This is a genomic window from Streptomyces sp. cg40 (assembly GCF_050320165.1).
GTDB classification, from domain to species: domain Bacteria; phylum Actinomycetota; class Actinomycetes; order Streptomycetales; family Streptomycetaceae; genus Streptomyces; species Streptomyces hokutonensis.
The window spans coordinates 6,974,528-6,991,409 of sequence record NZ_CP190128.1 but is presented as its reverse complement, the minus strand read 5'-3'; the positions used below and the strand labels follow the sequence as shown (position 1 = coordinate 6,991,409).

General features: G+C 68.4%; 20 protein-coding genes and 1 pseudogene. 12 read left to right on the top strand and 9 right to left on the bottom strand.

Annotated features, from left to right (window positions below; genetic code table 11):
- Positions 1–34 precede the first annotated feature (34 nt).
- The 3 genes from ACQHII_RS31450 to ACQHII_RS31440 are packed head-to-tail and all read left to right on the top strand — an operon-like array spanning position 35 to position 2,621.
- The gene (locus ACQHII_RS31450) at positions 35–568 is read left to right on the top strand and encodes a PadR family transcriptional regulator (RefSeq protein ID WP_427922439.1); all 534 of its coding nucleotides are present in this window, start codon (positions 35–37) and stop codon (positions 566–568) included.
- Positions 565–1,263: an ABC transporter ATP-binding protein gene (locus ACQHII_RS31445; protein WP_427922438.1), complete on the top strand. Its 699-nt coding sequence runs from the start codon at positions 565–567 to the stop codon at positions 1,261–1,263. The genes ACQHII_RS31450 and ACQHII_RS31445 overlap by 4 nt, the downstream gene beginning before the upstream one ends.
- A complete protein-coding gene (locus ACQHII_RS31440; RefSeq protein WP_427922437.1) occupies positions 1,260–2,621 on the top strand; it encodes an ABC transporter permease in 1,362 nt (453 codons plus the stop codon). Before ACQHII_RS31445 ends, ACQHII_RS31440 begins: the two co-directional genes overlap by 4 nt.
- 132 nt (positions 2,622–2,753) lie before the next feature.
- Here the strand turns inward: ACQHII_RS31440 and ACQHII_RS31435 are convergent, their stop codons facing one another.
- On the bottom strand, positions 2,754–3,290 hold the full coding sequence (locus ACQHII_RS31435) for an HNH endonuclease (protein WP_019065631.1): 537 nt from the start codon (positions 3,288–3,290) through the stop codon (positions 2,754–2,756).
- 355 nt (positions 3,291–3,645) lie between these two features.
- Between ACQHII_RS31435 and ACQHII_RS31430 the strand changes: the two genes are divergently transcribed.
- Together ACQHII_RS31430 and ACQHII_RS31425 are read left to right on the top strand one after the other, a co-directional pair.
- Positions 3,646–4,740: a mechanosensitive ion channel family protein gene (locus ACQHII_RS31430; RefSeq protein ID WP_427922436.1), complete on the top strand. Its 1,095-nt coding sequence runs from the start codon at positions 3,646–3,648 to the stop codon at positions 4,738–4,740.
- A gap of 157 nt (positions 4,741–4,897) precedes the next feature.
- Complete coding sequence (locus ACQHII_RS31425; RefSeq protein WP_427922435.1) at positions 4,898–5,524, top strand: Uma2 family endonuclease; 627 nt, start codon at positions 4,898–4,900, stop codon at positions 5,522–5,524.
- A gap of 346 nt (positions 5,525–5,870) precedes the next feature.
- Here the strand turns inward: ACQHII_RS31425 and ACQHII_RS31420 are convergent.
- The 4 genes and pseudogenes from ACQHII_RS31420 to ACQHII_RS31405 all read right to left on the bottom strand — a co-directional run.
- Positions 5,871–6,359 (bottom strand): annotated as a pseudogene (locus ACQHII_RS31420) (GNAT family N-acetyltransferase); the annotation flags it as partial.
- A gap of 105 nt (positions 6,360–6,464) precedes the next feature.
- On the bottom strand, positions 6,465–6,716 hold the full coding sequence (locus tag ACQHII_RS31415) for a hypothetical protein (protein WP_427922434.1): 252 nt from the start codon (positions 6,714–6,716) through the stop codon (positions 6,465–6,467).
- The gene (locus ACQHII_RS31410; RefSeq protein ID WP_427922433.1) at positions 6,709–7,062 is read right to left on the bottom strand and encodes a hypothetical protein; all 354 of its coding nucleotides are present in this window, start codon (positions 7,060–7,062) and stop codon (positions 6,709–6,711) included. The genes ACQHII_RS31415 and ACQHII_RS31410 overlap by 8 nt, the downstream gene beginning before the upstream one ends.
- Before the next feature lie 62 nt (positions 7,063–7,124).
- On the bottom strand, positions 7,125–7,595 hold the full coding sequence (locus ACQHII_RS31405) for an ATP-binding protein (protein ID WP_427922432.1): 471 nt from the start codon (positions 7,593–7,595) through the stop codon (positions 7,125–7,127).
- A gap of 143 nt (positions 7,596–7,738) precedes the next feature.
- Between ACQHII_RS31405 and ACQHII_RS31400 the strand changes: the two genes are divergently transcribed.
- The 4 genes from ACQHII_RS31400 to ACQHII_RS31385 all read left to right on the top strand — a co-directional run bounded on the left by ACQHII_RS31400 (position 7,739) and on the right by ACQHII_RS31385 (position 10,442).
- Positions 7,739–8,617 carry a helix-turn-helix domain-containing protein gene (locus tag ACQHII_RS31400; RefSeq protein ID WP_427925447.1) on the top strand — a complete coding sequence of 293 codons (879 nt, stop codon included), beginning with the start codon at positions 7,739–7,741 and terminating at the stop codon, positions 8,615–8,617.
- A 3-nt stretch (positions 8,618–8,620) separates the two neighbouring features.
- Positions 8,621–8,794 carry a DUF397 domain-containing protein gene (locus tag ACQHII_RS31395; protein WP_427922431.1) on the top strand — a complete coding sequence of 58 codons (174 nt, stop codon included), beginning with the start codon at positions 8,621–8,623 and terminating at the stop codon, positions 8,792–8,794.
- Positions 8,795–8,855: 61 nt separating this feature from the next.
- A complete protein-coding gene (locus ACQHII_RS31390; RefSeq protein ID WP_427922430.1) occupies positions 8,856–9,479 on the top strand; it encodes a hypothetical protein in 624 nt (207 codons plus the stop codon).
- 114 nt (positions 9,480–9,593) lie between these two features.
- Positions 9,594–10,442, top strand: a complete 849-nt coding sequence (locus ACQHII_RS31385) for an inositol monophosphatase family protein (protein ID WP_427922429.1) — start codon at positions 9,594–9,596, stop codon at positions 10,440–10,442.
- Positions 10,443–10,576: 134 nt separating this feature from the next.
- On the opposite strand, the gene ACQHII_RS31380 is transcribed toward ACQHII_RS31385, so the two are convergent.
- The 4 genes from ACQHII_RS31380 to ACQHII_RS31365 form a co-directional block, all read right to left on the bottom strand.
- Complete coding sequence (locus ACQHII_RS31380) at positions 10,577–11,107, bottom strand: DUF4760 domain-containing protein (RefSeq protein ID WP_427922428.1); 531 nt, start codon at positions 11,105–11,107, stop codon at positions 10,577–10,579.
- 201 nt (positions 11,108–11,308) lie between these two features.
- Positions 11,309–11,656: a hypothetical protein gene (locus tag ACQHII_RS31375; RefSeq protein WP_427922427.1), complete on the bottom strand. Its 348-nt coding sequence runs from the start codon at positions 11,654–11,656 to the stop codon at positions 11,309–11,311.
- Positions 11,657–11,848: 192 nt separating this feature from the next.
- Positions 11,849–12,283, bottom strand: a complete 435-nt coding sequence (locus ACQHII_RS31370; protein WP_427922426.1) for a VOC family protein — start codon at positions 12,281–12,283, stop codon at positions 11,849–11,851.
- Positions 12,284–12,335: 52 nt separating this feature from the next.
- Positions 12,336–12,809, bottom strand: coding sequence for a hypothetical protein (locus ACQHII_RS31365; protein ID WP_427922425.1), 474 nt, complete (start codon positions 12,807–12,809; stop codon positions 12,336–12,338).
- Between the two features lie 350 nt (positions 12,810–13,159).
- Between ACQHII_RS31365 and ACQHII_RS31360 the strand changes: the two genes are divergently transcribed.
- The 3 genes from ACQHII_RS31360 to ACQHII_RS31350 all read left to right on the top strand — a co-directional run bounded on the left by ACQHII_RS31360 (position 13,160) and on the right by ACQHII_RS31350 (position 16,876).
- Entirely contained in the window at positions 13,160–13,993 is an 834-nt protein-coding gene (locus tag ACQHII_RS31360; RefSeq protein WP_427922424.1) for a hypothetical protein, read from the top strand.
- 189 nt (positions 13,994–14,182) lie between these two features.
- Positions 14,183–15,409, top strand: coding sequence for an ROK family transcriptional regulator (locus ACQHII_RS31355; RefSeq protein WP_019065639.1), 1,227 nt, complete (start codon positions 14,183–14,185; stop codon positions 15,407–15,409).
- A 129-nt stretch (positions 15,410–15,538) separates the two neighbouring features.
- On the top strand, positions 15,539–16,876 hold the full coding sequence (locus ACQHII_RS31350; RefSeq protein ID WP_427922423.1) for an ABC transporter substrate-binding protein: 1,338 nt from the start codon (positions 15,539–15,541) through the stop codon (positions 16,874–16,876).
- Positions 16,877–16,882: the final 6 nt, after the last annotated feature.

Sequence of the window (16,882 nt, the reverse complement as noted above, 5' to 3'; positions counted from 1 at the left end):
ACTCAGTACATGTATCCAGTGCATACTGATGCCCATGAGCACCCGCCACATCCTGCTGGGCCTGCTCGCCCAAGGACCCAGCCACGGCTACGACCTGAAGCGACGCCACGACGAACGCTTCCCGCAGGCCCGCCCGCTGGCCTACGGGCAGGTCTACACGACCCTGCAACGCCTGGTCCGGGACGGTCTCGCGGAGGTCGACGGCACCGGCTCGGACGGCGGCCCGGAGCGGACGGCGTACCGCTCGACCGCCGAGGGTTCGCGTGAACTCGCCCACTGGGCAGGGGAGATCGCGCCGCCCGCGCCCTTCGTGACGAACGAGATCTTCGCCAAGGTCGTCGTCTCGATCCTGTCCGGCGGCGACCCGGAGGCTTATCTGCGGGCCCAACGCGCCGCCCACATGGAGCGGATGCGCGAACTCACGGCGCTCAAGACCGCCAAGGGCGCCGACCTGGCGACCGTCCTCTCGGCGGACTACGCCCTCAACCACCTTGACGCGGACCTCCGTTGGATGGCGACGACGGCGGCCCGGCTGACCACACTGACCGCGGAGGTCGACACAGCATGAGCGACATCGGGGGTACGGCGACGCCGCTGCTCGCGGCCCGGGACCTCGCCAGGACGCACGGCAGGACCCGGGCGCTGGACGGCGCCTCGGTCGACCTGGCGGCCGGCGAGATCCTCGCCGTCACGGGGACCAGCGGCAGCGGCAAGAGCACCCTGCTGCACTGCCTGGCCGGGATCGTCCGCCCCGACGAGGGGACGGTGACGTATGCCGGGGAGCGGCTGGACGAGCTGCCGGAGAAGCGGCTCAGCGAGCTGCGGCGGACCGAGTTCGGGGTGGTCTTCCAGTTCGGCCAGCTGATACCCGAACTGACGGCCGTCGACAATGTGGGCCTGCCCCTGCTGCTGGCCGGGGCGACCCGCGGCGAGGCGCAGGAACGGGCCGGTGAGTGGCTGGAGCGGTTCGGGGTGCGCGGGCAGGCCGGGCTGCGGCCGGGCGGGATGAGCGGCGGCCAGGCCCAGCGGGTGGCCCTCGCCCGGGCCCTGGTGACCGGCCCGCGGATCGTCTTCGCGGACGAACCGACGGGCGCCCTGGACTCCCTGGCGAGCGAGCAGGTGATGACGGCCCTGGTCGGCACGGCCCGCGAGTCCGGTACGGCGGTCCTGCTGATCACCCACGACGCGCAGGTCGCGGCCTACGCGGACCGCGAGATCCGGCTGACGGACGGGACCGTGGCGCGGGCGGGGGTGGCGGCATGAGTGCTCTGCTGTCCGATCTGCGGCTGGCCTGGCTGCTCACCCGGGGGTCCGACCGCCGGGAGTGGTGGCGGGTCCTGCTCACCGTCGTCGGGGCGGGACTGGCGACCGGCCTCGGGCTGGCCGTCGCCGCGCTGCTGCCGTTGGAGGGGCACCACAGGGTGTCCGTGGGCGGCGGGCTGCTGGACGAGCCCGGTACCCGGATCGGTGTGGTCGCCGCGCTCCTGCTGCTCTTCATCCCCGTGCTCGGCTTCCTGGGCCAGTGCGCCCGGGTCGGCGCGGTGCACCGCGACCGCCGGCTGGCCGCACTGCGGCTCGCGGGGGCCACCCCCGGCCAGACGCGGCGGATCGCGGCGCTGGAGTCGGGGCTGGCCTGCCTGGCGGGCTCGGCGGTGGCCACGGCGGTGGCCGTGCCGACCCTGTTGCGGCTGTGGCACAGCCCCGTCCCCGCGGCCTGGGCGGGCATCGCCCTGGTGGCCGTGGGAGTGCCGGTGCTGGGCGCGGCGGTGAGCGCGCTGGTGCTGCGCGGAGTGGTGGCCTCTCCCCTGGGACGGATCCGGCGGCTGCGGCCGGCCGAGGGCCCGGGGCGGCTGTTCCGGGTGGCGACGGCGGTGCTGGTGCTGTCGGTGGTGTACATCGTGACCACCCCCTTCCACGACGTGCCCTTCGAGTTCGCCCTCACCCCGGTCACGGTCGTCGGCGTGTGCCTGCTGATCGGTGCCGTGGCGGTGTGGCTGACCGGTGCCTCGGCCCGGCAGCTCGGCGAGGGCGTGGCCGCCCGCGCCCGGCGCCCGGCGGTACTGATCGCGGCGGAGCGACTGCGCGACGACCCGTGGGCCGCGGCCCGTACCCATGCCGCGGTGCTGCTGGTGACGGTCGTCGGCTCGGGCTTCATGGGGATACGGCAGGTGCTGCTCTCGGTCCTGCGCGGGGAGGCGGACCAGTACGCGGAGGACATCGGGTTCTACGAGAACGGCCTGAACCTCGTCGGCCTCGCGCTCCTCCTCGCGCTCGCCCTGGTCCTGGCCGCGCTCGCCGTCGGCACCGCCGAGTCCGTCGCCACCCGGCGCCGGGGACTCGCCGCCCAGGTGGCGGCCGGCGTGCCGTACCCGGTGCTCGCGCGGGCGACCCTGCTGGAGACCGCGGTCCCGCTGGCGCCCGCGCTCACGCTGGCGGGCCTCGGCGGCCTGACGATCGGCGTCTGGTACGGCGCCGCCGCCTCGGACCACACGGCGATCCCGGTGCCGTACGACGCGCTGCTGGTCCCCCTCGGCATCTACGCGGCCTGTCTGCTGGCGGCGGCCACGTCACTGCCGCTGCTGCGCCGCTCGGTGCGTCCCGGCGAACTGCGCTACACGTGATCCCGCGCCACGCATGACGGTCCGCCCCGGGAGCACAGGGGACTCCCGGGGCGGACCGCTCCGTACCGTCGTACGGAACCGGGTGTTACGGGGTACAGCGCCGTACAGCGGGGTACACAAAAGCCCGGATCGTCAGGCGGAGATGCCGTCGATCCGGGCCATCGCGTCCTCCGCGCCGTATGGCTGCAGGTACGGCAGCCAGCGCGGGTCCCTATGCCCGGTCCCGATGATGCGCCAGGCCAGGCCGGTGGGTGGGGCGGGTTTGTGGCGCAGCCGCCAGCCGATCTCGAAGAGGTGCCGGTCGGCCTTCGTGTGGTTGCAGCGGCGGCAGGACGCCACCACGTTGTCCCAGGCGTGCTTGCCCCCGCGGCTGCGCGGAATGACATGGTCGACGCTGGTTGCGACGCCACCGCAGTACATGCACCGGCCCCCGTCGCGCGCGAAGAGCGCCCGCCGGGTAAGAGGAACGGGCCCCCGATAGGGAACCCGCACGAATCGCTTGAGCCGGACCACGCTGGGTGCGGGGACTGTGACGGTTGCGCTGTGCATATAGGCGCCGGATTCCTCCAGGGAGACAGCCTTGTTCTCCAGGACGAGGACGAGCGCGCGGCGGAGCGGTACGACGCCGAGTGGCTCGTACGACGCGTTGAGGACCAGGACATGCGGCACGGATGCCTCCTTGTGCGTCGGCGGCGCGTGGCTCGCGCCGGGACGATCTGTAGTCAGTCTCCCCTCATGCCTGGTGGAAGCGCCACCATGTCCCGGTAACGGGCTGGGAGTGTTTTCGACCACATGTGATCCGTCCCCGGGACGGCCGTGGGTTCGTCCCACCTGTTCTTTCCCGGCTGAGCACAGCCTCTCCCCCGAATGCGGCAACGATCCTCACGCGTTGCCCCGATAGTGTGGTGGGTCCGCCCCTACGGTGACCTATTCGTGACCTAGACCGCGTGTACGAAGACGTGTACGACGTGTAAGACCTGACCGCAGCGCCGGGGGCGGACCGCAGCACCTGGAGGTACCTGCCGTGTCCTTGTCCGCCGTCCTACTGGCCGCCGCCTCGCCGTCGCCGTCTCCGAGCCCCTCGGAGACCACGGTGACCGTGCCCACGCTCCAGGACGCCCAGGAGAGCGCGACCAACGCAGCGAGTTGGGTCGAGCAGAACTGGTCCACCTGGCTGGCGATCGGGCTGCGGGTGCTGCTGATCCTGGTGATCGCGGCGGTGCTGAGAATGACGGTGCGGCGGGCGATCACCAAGCTGATAGACCGGATGAACCGCACGGTCGAGTCGGTGGACGGCACGGCGCTCGGCGGTCTCCTGGTGAACGCGGAACGCCGCCGCCAGCGCTCCCAGGCGATCGGCTCGGTCCTCCGCTCGGTGGCGTCGTTCGTGATCCTGGGCACGGCGGCGCTGATGATCCTCGGCACATTCGAGATCAACCTGGCCCCGCTGCTCGCCTCCGCCGGTGTCGCGGGCGTGGCGATCGGTTTCGGCGCCCGCAACCTGGTCACGGACTTCCTCTCCGGCGTCTTCATGATCCTGGAGGACCAGTACGGCGTCGGCGACCAGATCGACGCGGGGGTCGCCTCCGGCGAGGTCATCGAGGTAGGCCTCCGCGTGACCAAGCTCCGCGGCGACAACGGCGAGATCTGGTACGTCCGCAACGGCGAGGTCAAGCGCATCGGCAACCTCTCCCAGGGCTGGGCCACGGCGGGCGTGGACGTCACGGTGCGTGCGTCGGAGAACCTGGACCGGGTGAAGGCGACGCTCGACGCGGTCTCGGAGCGCATGAGCAAGGAAGAACCCTGGAACGAGCTACTCTGGGGCCCCATCGAGGTCCTCGGCCTCGACAGCGTCCTCATCGACTCGATGGTCGTCCGCGTCTCGGCGAAGACGATGCCGGGCAAGTCGGTCGGCGTTGAGCGGGAGTTGCGTTGGCGGGTGAAGCGGGCCTTCGACGAGGCGAACATCCGCATCGTCGGCGGCGCGACGGCCGACCCGGCGGACACCCCGGCCGACCCTACGGAGTCGGTCGCGGCGCCTTCCGTGTACTCCAACTCCGACTCGCCTCAGGTGGCGGCGGCTGCGCCGATCTCGTCCCAGCGGCCCTCGACGCGGTAGGGGTACGGGGGCCGGTGCGGGCGGAACGGTTCAGCACACTCGTTCGAGTGAAGGGTGGCGGAACCGCAGGTCGCGGGGCGCACGAATGCCTCAGCGTTCTGCCGAGGCACCCGGCACGGGCGTAGCCTGGCAACAGCGTGACGAGGGAGAAGCATCGATGAGCGCCGAACCCATCATGGAGCCGGTCATGACGCAGACGCAGCAGGACCCCATCGATCTGCTGATCGCGATCGAGGAAGCGTCGACGACGCCGATTCGACCCGAGTACGTCGAGGGGATGGCCATCGTGCCATCGGCACCGAACGACAACCACAACGATGGCGCCTTCGAGCTGTCCTTCCAGTTCCGCGCCGCCGGGCACCGCCTCGTGGGCATGGGCAACGGTTACCGCGCAGCCCACAAGGACGGCACCACGATGGCCCTGCTCATCCCGGATTTCTACGTCCGTCGCCGCAGGCCGAGCGAGCTCGACGAGTCGTATCTCAAGGCCCACAGGGGCTGGTACCCCATCGACATGATCGCCCTGGTCGGCGAGGTCACGTCCACCAACCACGAGACGGACACCGGCCCGAAGCTCCGCACCTACGCCGCCGCCGGAGTCCCGGTCTTCGTCCTGATCAACCGCAACACGAAGACGGCCCACTGCTACACCGCCCCCGTTCTCCCCGGCGACGATCCCAAAGAGGCGTACTACGACGCCGAGTCCAAGGTCGGCCTGGGAAATCCCCTCGTCCTCCCGGCCCCGTACCCCACTCTGGACACGGCCCCTTTCCTGGAGAGCTGAGCCCCGAGACCACGGACCCACCTCAACTCCCCGTCCGCTCCGCCCCCGTGGCGAAGAACCGCCCCACGTACTCCCCCGCCGGCAACTCGCTCTCCCGCATGAGGGAGAACACCTCGGCACCCTCCCCGGGCTCGCCGCACATCCGGTAAGCCTCGGCGAAGTCGACGTACTCAACTCCCTCGAGGTCGGCGCAGTACTCGCGTGCCTCCGACTCCCCCCGCCCGATGGCCTCGTCGAGCGAACGGGCCTGCCAGAGGGTCAACCGCTCCTCGTAGACGCCGAGTTCGCGATGCTGGAACACGCATCGGACGCCGTACCAGGACAGTTCACTCATCGGCTTCGCGTCGGCCCAGGTGATCTCGAAGTACCTGACGCGTTCGTCCTGTCCGGCCGGCCGCATGCCCGCCGCCGTCATGACGTGGTGGGAGGCGATGTTGTCGTGGTCGGCGTCGCCCTTCACGCACGTGACTCCTTGCGCCCGCGCGAACTGCAGCAGCGCGCGGAGGGCTTCGGAGGCGTATCCCTGACCCTGGGCCGACGGGACGAGGCCGTAGCCGATCGTGACGGTGCCGTCCTCGTCCACGGGTCCGTGGAAGCCGAGGCCGCCGATCGCCCGGCCGTCCTCCCGGCGACGGATCTCGTAGTTGCCGAACGGCTCGGGATCACCGGTGTCCGCACAGACACCCAGGAAGCGCCTGGCGGCGAACACGTCCCCGTCGGTGGGGTATTCGGGCGCCCACCGGTCACCGCTGCCCGGCTCACCGGCGACCACTCGCCCGGCTTCACCGACGGTCATCGGGTGCAGCACGAGCCGTGCCGTCACAAGATCGCTCATGGCAGCGAGAAGTATCACGCGGGGTGGTTGGGGCGCACGGGGGTTGTCGGGGCAAGGCTGCCTGCGACAGGCTGACGACTCCCCGTAAACCCCGAGGATGAAGACCTATCCGAACCAGCTCACCTGAACCACCACGATCCGCTCCCCACGCACATCCGTCAGATAGGTGAGCATGAGCAACCCACGGCTCTCGGTACGCACTCCGGGACCGGGGCCCGTATAGGCCGCACCCTCCAGAAAGACCATGGACTCACGTACGGCGATCTCGTTGGCGAGCCGCTCCGCCTCGGTGCGGGCCGAATCCGGGAGTCCGTCCAGGATGTCGTCCTGGAACAGCTCCCAGTGCCAGTCAGCCACCCGCGACCTCGCGGTGCGCGGCGCGGACGATCTCTCCGGCCTCGCGAACGGCTCGGTCTCGTACGGCGGGGTCCGCGCTGTTAATAGCCGACTCGGCGGCATGCAGCCGACGGGCCGTCTCCGGGTGGCGCTCGATCTCTACGACCACGCCCCACTCCCGGTAGAACATCCGGATCGGCACAACGCTGTCCTCGTCCCCGGCCCGCACGAACGCCCTCTGCAGGTCCTCGAAGAACTCAGGAAGCCGGGAGGGGGCAACCGTGGCAACCGCCTGGCGAAGCGCCGGAAGACTGAGGTCGGGACGGGGAATCAGCGGAGCATTCCCCTCCGCGTACGGCATGGTCATCGGCCGCCCCTTCCGCTCGCCAAGCGCCCTTGTGGCACGTGCCCACGCTAGCGCCATTCCCGTCACTCCCTCGCACCCACGAGCGGATTCACCGTAGCCGGGTCAGGGCCGAGCACCCACTCCGCGTACACGGTCTTGCCGACAGACCGGGGCTCCCACCCCCAGTGATGGCACAGGGCCCCGACCAGCAATAATCCCCGCCCGAACTGATCCGTGTCGCCTACGGAGCACGGGCTCGGCAGACGTTCGCCGCGCGGGTCGCTGACCTCGACGCGAAGGACGACGCCGGTGTCCGTGATCCGCACCCGGATGAGCCGATCCCGAAGGCTGCCGTGCAGCAGCGCGTTGCTCATCAACTCGGACACGACGACCGCGACGTCCCCGGCGAGGGTGGGGTGACCCCACTCAGTGACGAGCCGTGCGGCTCGGCGCCGGGCGAGGGGGACGCTGCGGGCGACGGGGGTGTAGTCGAGACGGTCCTCGTGGGGGACGGGGACGGATTCGGTGTCGCGGGCGGTGGGGGGTTCGGTCATGGGACACGTACCTCTCCTTGTAGCGGATCGAGCACTGAAAGTAGCGACAACTCCATCCTGAGCACAATCTACTTGAGGAAGTTCTTCCTGAGAGGGTGAATCTCTTCGACCCGGTGACGCCGATGGGACACACTGTGACCGTGATGCGATCAACTCAGCCTCGACAGGGCCAGGTCTCAACTGTCTTGGCACGCAAGCTCGGTGGCGAACTACTGCGCCTGCGAGACGCCGCAGGCAGGACCCAGCAGCAGGCCGCGGAGTCCATCAACGCGACCGGCACCAAGATCGTGAAAATGGAGCGCGGCTGGGTACCGATGCGTGACCCCGACATCCGGGTGCTGTGCGAGTTCTACGGCGTGGAGGACAGTCAAGTCGTAGGACGGCTACTGGGGTTGGCGAAACTGGACCGCGAGCGCCGTAAGGCCAAGGGCTGGTGGCGCGACTCGCTCGACACCGGAACCATGGCGGAGTACATCGCCATGGAGGACGTGGCGACCCACATCCGCAACTGGCAGTCGTCCCTGATTCCCGGCCTGTTCCACATCCCCGAGTACACGCGCGCGCTGGCCGTCGCCGAGGGCACCTGGGATGACCCGAACGACATCGAGCGAGCGGCCGAGATCAAGCAGAAGCGCCAAGGGCGATTGGTGGGCGAACGTCCGCTCCAGTCGTACGCGGTGATCTGGGAGGCCGCGCTGCGCCAGGAAATCGGCGGCCCCGCAGTCATGCGCGCCCAACTGGAGCGCCTGCTCGAACTGGCCGAGTTGCCGAACGTACGCCTCCAGGTACTTCCATTCCGAGCTGGCGCACACCCGTGCATCGCGGGCCCGTTCAGCATCATCTCCTTCGCGGAGGACGAAGCCCTCGATGTGGTCCAGAGCGACACCATCACGGGCATGGTGTGGGTGGAGAACGAGGTGGAAAGCAACACTTACAGCGTGCTGTTCGATCGCACATCGCGCCTGAGCCTCGCCCCACGCGACTCCGTGACTCTCATCGACAGCCTGCGCAAGGAGATGTGAGCCGTGCCCGAGTTCAACTTCACGAAGTCCAGTTACAGCACGGCAGCCAACGAGTGCCTCGAAGTCGCCCGCAACATCCCCGGCACGATAGCCGTCCGCGACTCCAAGACCCCGGGCGGTCCGGTACTCCGCCTGGGCCCCGCCGCCTGGACGCGGTTCACCGCAGCCCTGCACTGACGCAGATAGCGGGGCCCGGACCCCCTGCGGGGAATTCCTCGCCCTCTGCGATTCTGAGGCCATGGCTCTTCCCGGCTCCCGTACGAAGACGACCGATGTGTGGTCGCTGCCCGAAGACGAGCAGCTCATCGGGCAGCACATCAACGAAGCCCTGCCACGATCCGGCTGGCTGTGCAGTCACCCCGGCCCGCGGGGCCTTCACCAGGTGCATCTGCATCGCTCACTCGGGAAGGCCCTGAGCTGCGGCGGTCGACAGGCGTTTCTGCTTCTGCCGGACGGGGCTCGCGCACCTGAAGATGTCCTGGTGGACCAGGCGGTCGGCCCCAGATCCGACATCGGGCACTCGGCCATCGTGCAGTTCCTTTGCTCACGCCGCCTTCAGGACGGTGAGGGCGAAGTCTTCGAAGCCGGTCGTCTCGCAGCGCGCTGGTTCGAGCAGCAGGTCGGGCGCGAGCGACATCGACTCCTGACCGAGGAGACGCGCCTTGTCTGGACGGCCCTGCGAGCAGCGACCCGGCCGGCCTGCGTCGAGACCACACAGGGCCGACGAATCTCCGGCATGAGGATCGGCCCTGCAGCCCATGACCTCGTGGCCAACAGCGGGATGCCGCTGAAACGCGGCGGTGTCCAACGTCTGCGGCTGGTCGCAGCGCCGCCAACCACTCAGCTGCGGGAGAGGCTTTAGCCGTTCCCATGCCCTTCTCCTAAGGCGTGTGCGGAGTCGTGATCATGTTGGCTCCGCGGCGTAGGAAGTTGATCTGGCTCCACGTGGTCATGGAGGTCGTGAAAGGCTCGTCGGATGGACTATGCGTTCGATGCTCCTCCCGTTGACCGGGAGCTTCTGGACTTCGCTGTCCGCGTGGCCGGTCGTGCCGGGCAGATGTCTGCGGAAGGGTTCTTCGGTGGTGACTGGCACAGCCGTCGCAAGGAGGACGGCAGCGAAGTCACCGAGATCGACGTGGCGGTTGAGGAGTGGATCAGGGCCGAGCTGAGTCGCCAGATGCCGGATGACGGGGTCTTCGGTGAGGAGGGAGGTTCAACCAGCGGGTCATCAGGACGGCGATGGATCATCGACCCCATCAACGGCACCACGTACTTCACGCACCGGGTACCGCTGTTCTCGAACGATCTCGCCTACGAGGACGAGCACGGTCCGGCCATCGGTGTGATCAACATGCCGCTGAGGCAGCAGATGGTCGTGGCGGGTCGTGGTCTGGGCTGTTGGGTGCTGCCCGGGCCGGAGCCGGACCTGGCGTCGGGCCGCCGTGCTCGGGTCACGGAGCGGACCAACCTCGGCGGGGCACGGACCGTGATGCACAACCCGGCAGGCTGGCCGGAAGAACTCCTTTCCGCTCTTCACCGCCGGGTCTTCCTGATCCCTTCAACGGGCATGATCGCGGCCCTGGTGACAGGCCGAGTCGATGCCGGCGTGATTGCCGGTCCTCCGATGGGCTATGAGGACGTCGCTCCGATGCCGGTCATCGTCACGGAAGCGGGCGGCCGGGTGACCGACCTGAGCGGAGCGTCCGTGCTGGAAGGCGACAAGTCGGTGCTGGTCACCAACGGTCGGCTGCATGACGAGTTCTTGCAGCTGGTGGAGGGCTTGCCGCGCACTCGCGACTTCCGGGCCCTCACCGATGAGGAATAGGGCCGGTGCAGGAACGTGACCCGTACTCGCCGATCGGCAGCAACGGCTCCACCAACGCCCAGTCGTTATCGCTCAGTTCGCGTCTCGCCACACGAACGTTCCACTGGCACGCTGATCACGACTCCGCAGACGCCCTAGTTCCGAGGCGGAACTGAGGTATTCAAAGACCATCGCTCCAACCGATTACGCACGGCACCGGGCGGGTTCTGCTTGATCAGGTGGTAGAGGTTCTCGTAGTACCCCTGCCACTCCGCGCCGTCGTCCCGCCCTATTGCGCTCCTTCGAACGCGATGAGCAGCTATGAGTGGTGCCATGCTCTCCCAAGTGGAGATCACAGAGCCACCCAGATATCCCGAGACTGGGTCGATATCAACAATCCCATGAGCTACGAGAGCTCCCAGGTTGTCATAGAACCATGCCAAATCACGTACCATCTTGAGCTCTTCAGGGGAAAGGCTGTGCAAGCCTTCCGAAACATCGCGACCAGGTAACTCCTGATGCACAAACCAACGGGCTTCCGCCAGGTAGTCGCTTCTGTGCTCCCGAAACAGCTCCACCAGGACGGGCAAGGTGTTGGCATGCGCGGCCAGCCTCAGCTGACGATACGAAGCCGCTCCCGACACCAGCAAAGCACCGACAGAAACAAGCAGAGCTGCTACGTTCACGAGGCCCCCCAAGCATCCATGCGCCCTGATCGGCACATCTGAGGCTGCCCAATTCCAGCAGCAGGGACACATGGCTCCGGCTCCGCCACCATCGGGGGATCGGCCACCAGTGATCAAGCGCTCAAGCTCCACGTGAGAGGCCGGCCAAGAAAGCAGCCTCCTTCCACAAAGCTGGAAGGAGGCTGCTTCTGTCGTCAGCGCTCAGCAATCCACGTGCACTCTCTCGACGTAATTGTTGCCGTCCAGGGTCCGCTGGCCCCCTGCCCAGACGTAATCCCATGTGCCGTTCACGTAATACACCGTGAAGCTGTTGCCGTGGGCCCTGGCATAGTTGAAACGGCCGTAGATCCAGTTGTCGCCACAGCCATCCATATTCCAGACACCCCCGGAATTATCGTATACGCAGGCCCGCCCGGGATCGCACTTGTAGGTCACGTACTGGGGATGGACGTCGGCAGCTGAAGCGGTGCTGGAGCCACCGATGAGCGCGCCGATTCCAAGAGTGAGAGCCACAGCTGTACGGGTCACGTGCCTTTTGAGCAACTGCATCCAGAAGTCTCCCTGCCCCTGAGGACCTGCCTTTCGGCCGACCGACGCAACTCGTTGTGGTCGACCTCTTCGCGCCACACCGTAGGCACCGCCCGTGGATACCAGCCATCCTTTCGAACACCGTCGAAACGTGCGGTGCCCGCACCACGGCAATCCGCCCGTCATCGACGCCCACCCCCGCCCCGTCGACGCTCAGTCGATGCAGAACTCGTTGCCCTCGATGTCCAGCATCGGGATGCACGACTCGTTCTCCTCGTCGGCGTACAGCGTCTGGACGTGGGTCGCGCCGAGTGCGACCAGGCGTGCGCACTCGGCTTCGAGAGCGGCGAGGCGCTCGTCGCCGACGAGTCCGGTGCCGACCCGGACGTCGAGGTGGACCCGGTTCTTGACGGTCCTGCCTTCGGGGACGCGCTGGAAGAACAGGCGCGGGCCCGCGCCCGTGGGATCACTACAGGCGGACCATGCCCCCCGCTTCTCGGGAGGCAGGGTGCGGTTGAAGTCGTCCCAGGTGGTGAAGCCCTCGGGGGGCGGCGGCATGACGTACCCCAGTACTTCACACCAGAAGCGGGCGACACGCTCCGGTTCCGCGCAGTCGAAGGTGACTTGGAACTTCTTGATCGCAGACATCGGCGCACGGTACCGCGTACCCGGGGACCCCGCCGCTCATTTCCCGGGCGGATCAGCGCCCGCCCTCCACCAGCCCCAGCCCCCCGGCCACCTGACACAACGCCACGAAGGACGCGCCCCGCCGCACCCCCGAGACTCCCGTGTACTCCGCACCCTCACGGAGGTCCAGCCGCACCGTCCCCGCCGCCTCGTCGAAGGTGATCGAGCCCCAGACCGTGTGCCTGCGGAAGCCCGGGCGCCAGTGGAACCACAGCTCCTCGCGGCCCTTCTCCGCCGTGACGACGGCCCGGTCGGACGCCTTCAGTTCCGTACGCATCCGGTCGGGCCAGCCCACGGAGGGCCGTAGGACGCGGAGTTGGCGTGTCTGGCGGCGGGCGAGGACGTCGGGGGTGAGGGGGATGCCCGCGGTGCGGGCTCGGCGCCGCAAGGACGGGCGTACCGCTGCTGCCCATACGGCCACTGCCCATACGACGTTGACGGCGGGCGTGCTCCCCGCCTCCTGCCGACATTCGGCCAAGGCACTCATGCCCGCACTCCTCTCGCCGTTCCCCATGTCCCGCGAACGCGGTTGATCAAAAGTCAGGATGCTGTGAGGCGGCTGGCAGGCGTCCGCGGCGACATTACGAATCGGCCTCGGCGGCGGAGCCGTAGCGGCCGAAAAGCGTCCAACAGGCCTCGCAATTGCGGCAGATCGGCCAAATTCCCAACCACCGCTCCCACCTGCGGCTTTGGCCATCGTGACGAAGCCGTGATGCGCTCACCTTCACAGGTTGATCTCATTTCCCTCGCAGGCCCCTCATGCCTAAGGTCGCCCCACGACGGGCCCTTGTTCTGGAGCGCAACGCCCAGGGGTTCGTTTCGAATGTGGGGACAAGAATGAGAAAACTCGCCATCGGTGCCGCCCTGACCGGTGCCCTGGCCCTGACCGGTCTGGCCGCGCCGCTCGCGCAGGCCGCGACGCCGGATCTGGTCTTCTCGGGCGTGACGGTCAACAAGGGGAAGGCGATCGTCGTCGGCACCACCGCTGCGGTGAAGGTGCCCGTGACGTACACGCTGACGCGTCCGTCGGACGTGGTCATCGACAGCAAGACGACGTTCGCGGGGATCATGCTCTACCGCGGCCGGCTCGCCGACATGGACAACGACATCGAGAGCAACCTCGCGCCGACCTGCACGACGACGGCGACGACGGACACCACCGTCACCGAGTCCTGCTCCGACACGATCACGATCGATCCGCAGGAGAGTCTGTACGAGGCGGCCGACGCGACCACCTGGAACGTCGGCGGTTTCTACGGTCACATCGACGCCGACACGGACGATTCCGACGACAAGATCAGCATGTCGACCGACTTCGCGGCCTGGGGCGGCAAGGGCAAGGTCAAGGTGCAGCGGGCGGCCAGGCTCACCGCCAACGCCGCCCCCGAGCCGGTGAAGAAGGGCAGGACCATCACGGTCACCGGCAAGCTGACCCGCGCCGACTGGGAGAACGAGGTCTACACCGGCTACGTGTCCCAGCCCGCCAAGTTGCAGTTCCGGGCGAAGGGTTCGAGCACCTACACCACCGTGAAGACGGTCACCACCGTCAAGGGCGGCGCCCTGAAGACGACCGTCAAGGCGACCAAGGACGGTTACTTCCGCTACGTCTTCGCCGGCACCGCCACCACCGGCGCGGCCACCGCCGCCGGTGACTACATCGACGTTCAGTAGGACAAGAAGTAACACCAGCTCCCCTCCCACCGCCCCCGCAGGTAACGAGTCTGTTGCCTCGGGGGCGGTGTCTATTGACGCCCCCTTCGTCCCGGGCTTACGTTCCTCCCACCCAATAGGAAACTTTCCTAACAGTGATCACATGACACGCTGGGTGGTTCGAGAGTTCGAGAGGCAGGTGGCGTCGACATGGCAGGAACCTCCGGTACCCCCGGCACGGGAACCCCGGGCACCCCCCGCGTCCTGCGCGCCATGAACGACCGCGCCGCCCTGGACCTCCTCCTGGAGCACGGCCCGCTCTCCCGCACCCGCATCGGCAAGCTCACCGGACTCTCCAAGCCCACCGCCTCCCAGCTGCTCGCCCGCCTCGAAGCGGCGGGCCTCGTGCTCGCCACGGGCACCAGCGAGGGGCGGCCCGGTCCCAACGCCCAGCTGTACGTGGTCAATCCGGGCGCCGCGTACGCCGCCGGGCTCGACGTCACGCCGGAGCGCATCCGTGCCGCCGTCGCCGATGTCACCGGCCGCACGGTGGGCGAGTTCGAGCTCGCCACCCCCGGCCGGCGGCCCGCCCAGCCCGTCGTACGACAGGTCACCGACGCCCTCGACGGGGCCGTCAAGGCGGCCGGGCTGGCCCGCGGTGACGTGCACCGCCTGGTCATCGGCACCCCCGGCGCCTTCGACCCGAACACCGGGCGGCTGCGGTACGCCTCGCACCTGCCGGGCTGGCACTCCCCCGCCCTGCTCGACGAACTCGCCGCCGCGCTGCCGATGCCGGTGGAGTACGAGAACGACGTCAACCTCGTCGCCATAGCCGAACAGCGGCTCGGCGCGGCCCGCGGACACGGCGACTTCGTGCTGCTGTGGAACGAGGGCGGCCTCGGCGCCGCCCTGGTCCTCGGCGGCCGGCTGCACCGCGGCTGGACCGGCGGCGCGGGCGAGGTCGGCTTCCTGCCCGTGCCGGGCGCTCCCCTGGTCCGCCAGGTGACCAAGGCCAACAGCGGTGGTTACCAGGCCCTGGCCGGCTCGCAGGCCCTGCCCCAACTCGCCCGCGAACTCGGCATCACCGAGATTCCGACGGGTCCCTACGCCGAGGTCGCCGCCGCCCTCGTCGCCACCGCCGCCGACCACACCACCGGCCCCCGGCGGCGGCTCCTGGAGATCTACGCGACCCACCTCGCGACCGGTCTCGCCTCGCTCGTCTCCGTACTCGACCCCGAACTCGTCGTCCTCAGCGGTGCCTCGCTGACCGCCGGCGGCGAGCCCCTACGCGCCCTCGTCCAGGCCGAGCTGGAGGAGCTGGCGGCGTCCCGGCCCCGGCTCGTCGTCGGCGACGTCCATGAACAGCCCGTGCTGCGCGGCGCGTTGGAAAGCGCGCTGGCAACGACCCGCGACGAGGTCTTCGACACCTCGCGCTGACCCCACCGGCCGGCTCCGGTTCCCCCAGACCCCCGTCGGCCCACCTCTACCCACCCCCCTCGGCTTCCCCGACCACCTCGCCCCGCCCCGCCCTTGGGAGACCTCGCCATGCCCGGAACACCCCGGAAGATGTCCGTAACATCCCGGAAAGCGGCTGTCGCGCTCGCCGCCACCGCCTCCTTCGCCCTGCTCGCCACCGCCTGTACCGGCCAGTCCTCGTCCGGTGCCTCCGACGACGCGTCGAAGGACGTCACGATCAACTTCTGGCACGCCTGGAGCGCGGCCTCCGAGCTGAGCGCCGTGAAGTCGCTGGTCGCCGGGTTCGAGAAGGCGCACCCCAACATCCATGTGAACGTCGTCGGCAACATGACGGACGACAAGATCAACCAGGCGCTGCGCACCGGCGGCGACAAGTCCCCGGACGTGATCTCGTCCTTCACCACCAACAACGTGGGCAAGTTCTGTTCCTCGGGCGCCCTGGTCGACCTCAACCCCTTCTTCAAGAAGGACGGCATCGACCCGGAGACCACGTTCCCGAAGGCGATGAACGAGTACACCCAGTTCGACGGCAACCGCTGCACCGCTCCCCTGCTGGGCGACGCGTACGGGCTCTACTACAACAAGACGGAGTTCAAGAAGGCCGGCATCACCAGCCCGCCCAAGACGTGGTCCGAATTCGAGGCGGACGCCAAGAAGTTGACGATCAGCAAGGGCGACACGTACTCGCAGCTCGGGTTCATGCCGGACTACCACGGCTGGGAGACCACGACCGAGCACTACTTCGCGCAGTTCTCGCCGACGTACTTCGACACGAGCGGCAAGTCGACGCTCGCCACGGACCCCGCCTTCAAGGCCGGATTCACGCTCCAGAAGAAGCTCGTCGACGAACTCGGCGGCTTCAAGAAGCTGGAGAGCTACCGCTCCACGCTCGGCGACGAGTGGGGCGACAAGCACCCCTTCCACACCGGCCAGGTCGCGATGCAGCTCGACGGCGAGTGGCGGCTCGGGATGGCCACGGCCGCGAATCCCAAGCTGGACATAGGAGTTGCCCCGCTGCCCGTCCCGGACGACCAGGTCGCCCAGTACGGCAAGGGCTACATCACCGGCACGATCACCGGTATCGCCGCCACCAGCAAGAAGCAGAACGCGGCCTGGGAGTTCGTCAAGTACATCACCACGGACACGGACGCGGTGGTCGGCTTCTCCAACGCCATCCACAACGTGCCCTCCACGCTCGCCGCCCTCAAGTCCCCGAAGCTGAAGTACGACCCGCGCTTCAAGACCTTCCTGGACATCGCGGCGAACCAGTACTCGACGACAAGTCCCGCCTCGATCAACGGCGGTGTGTACCTGACGACGATCCAGAACCTCGGCTACGACTACGAGAGCGGCAAGGTCAGCAACCTCGACTCGGCCCTCAAGAGCACCGCCAAGCAGATCGACACCGACATCGCGCAGGCGAAGTAGCCGCAG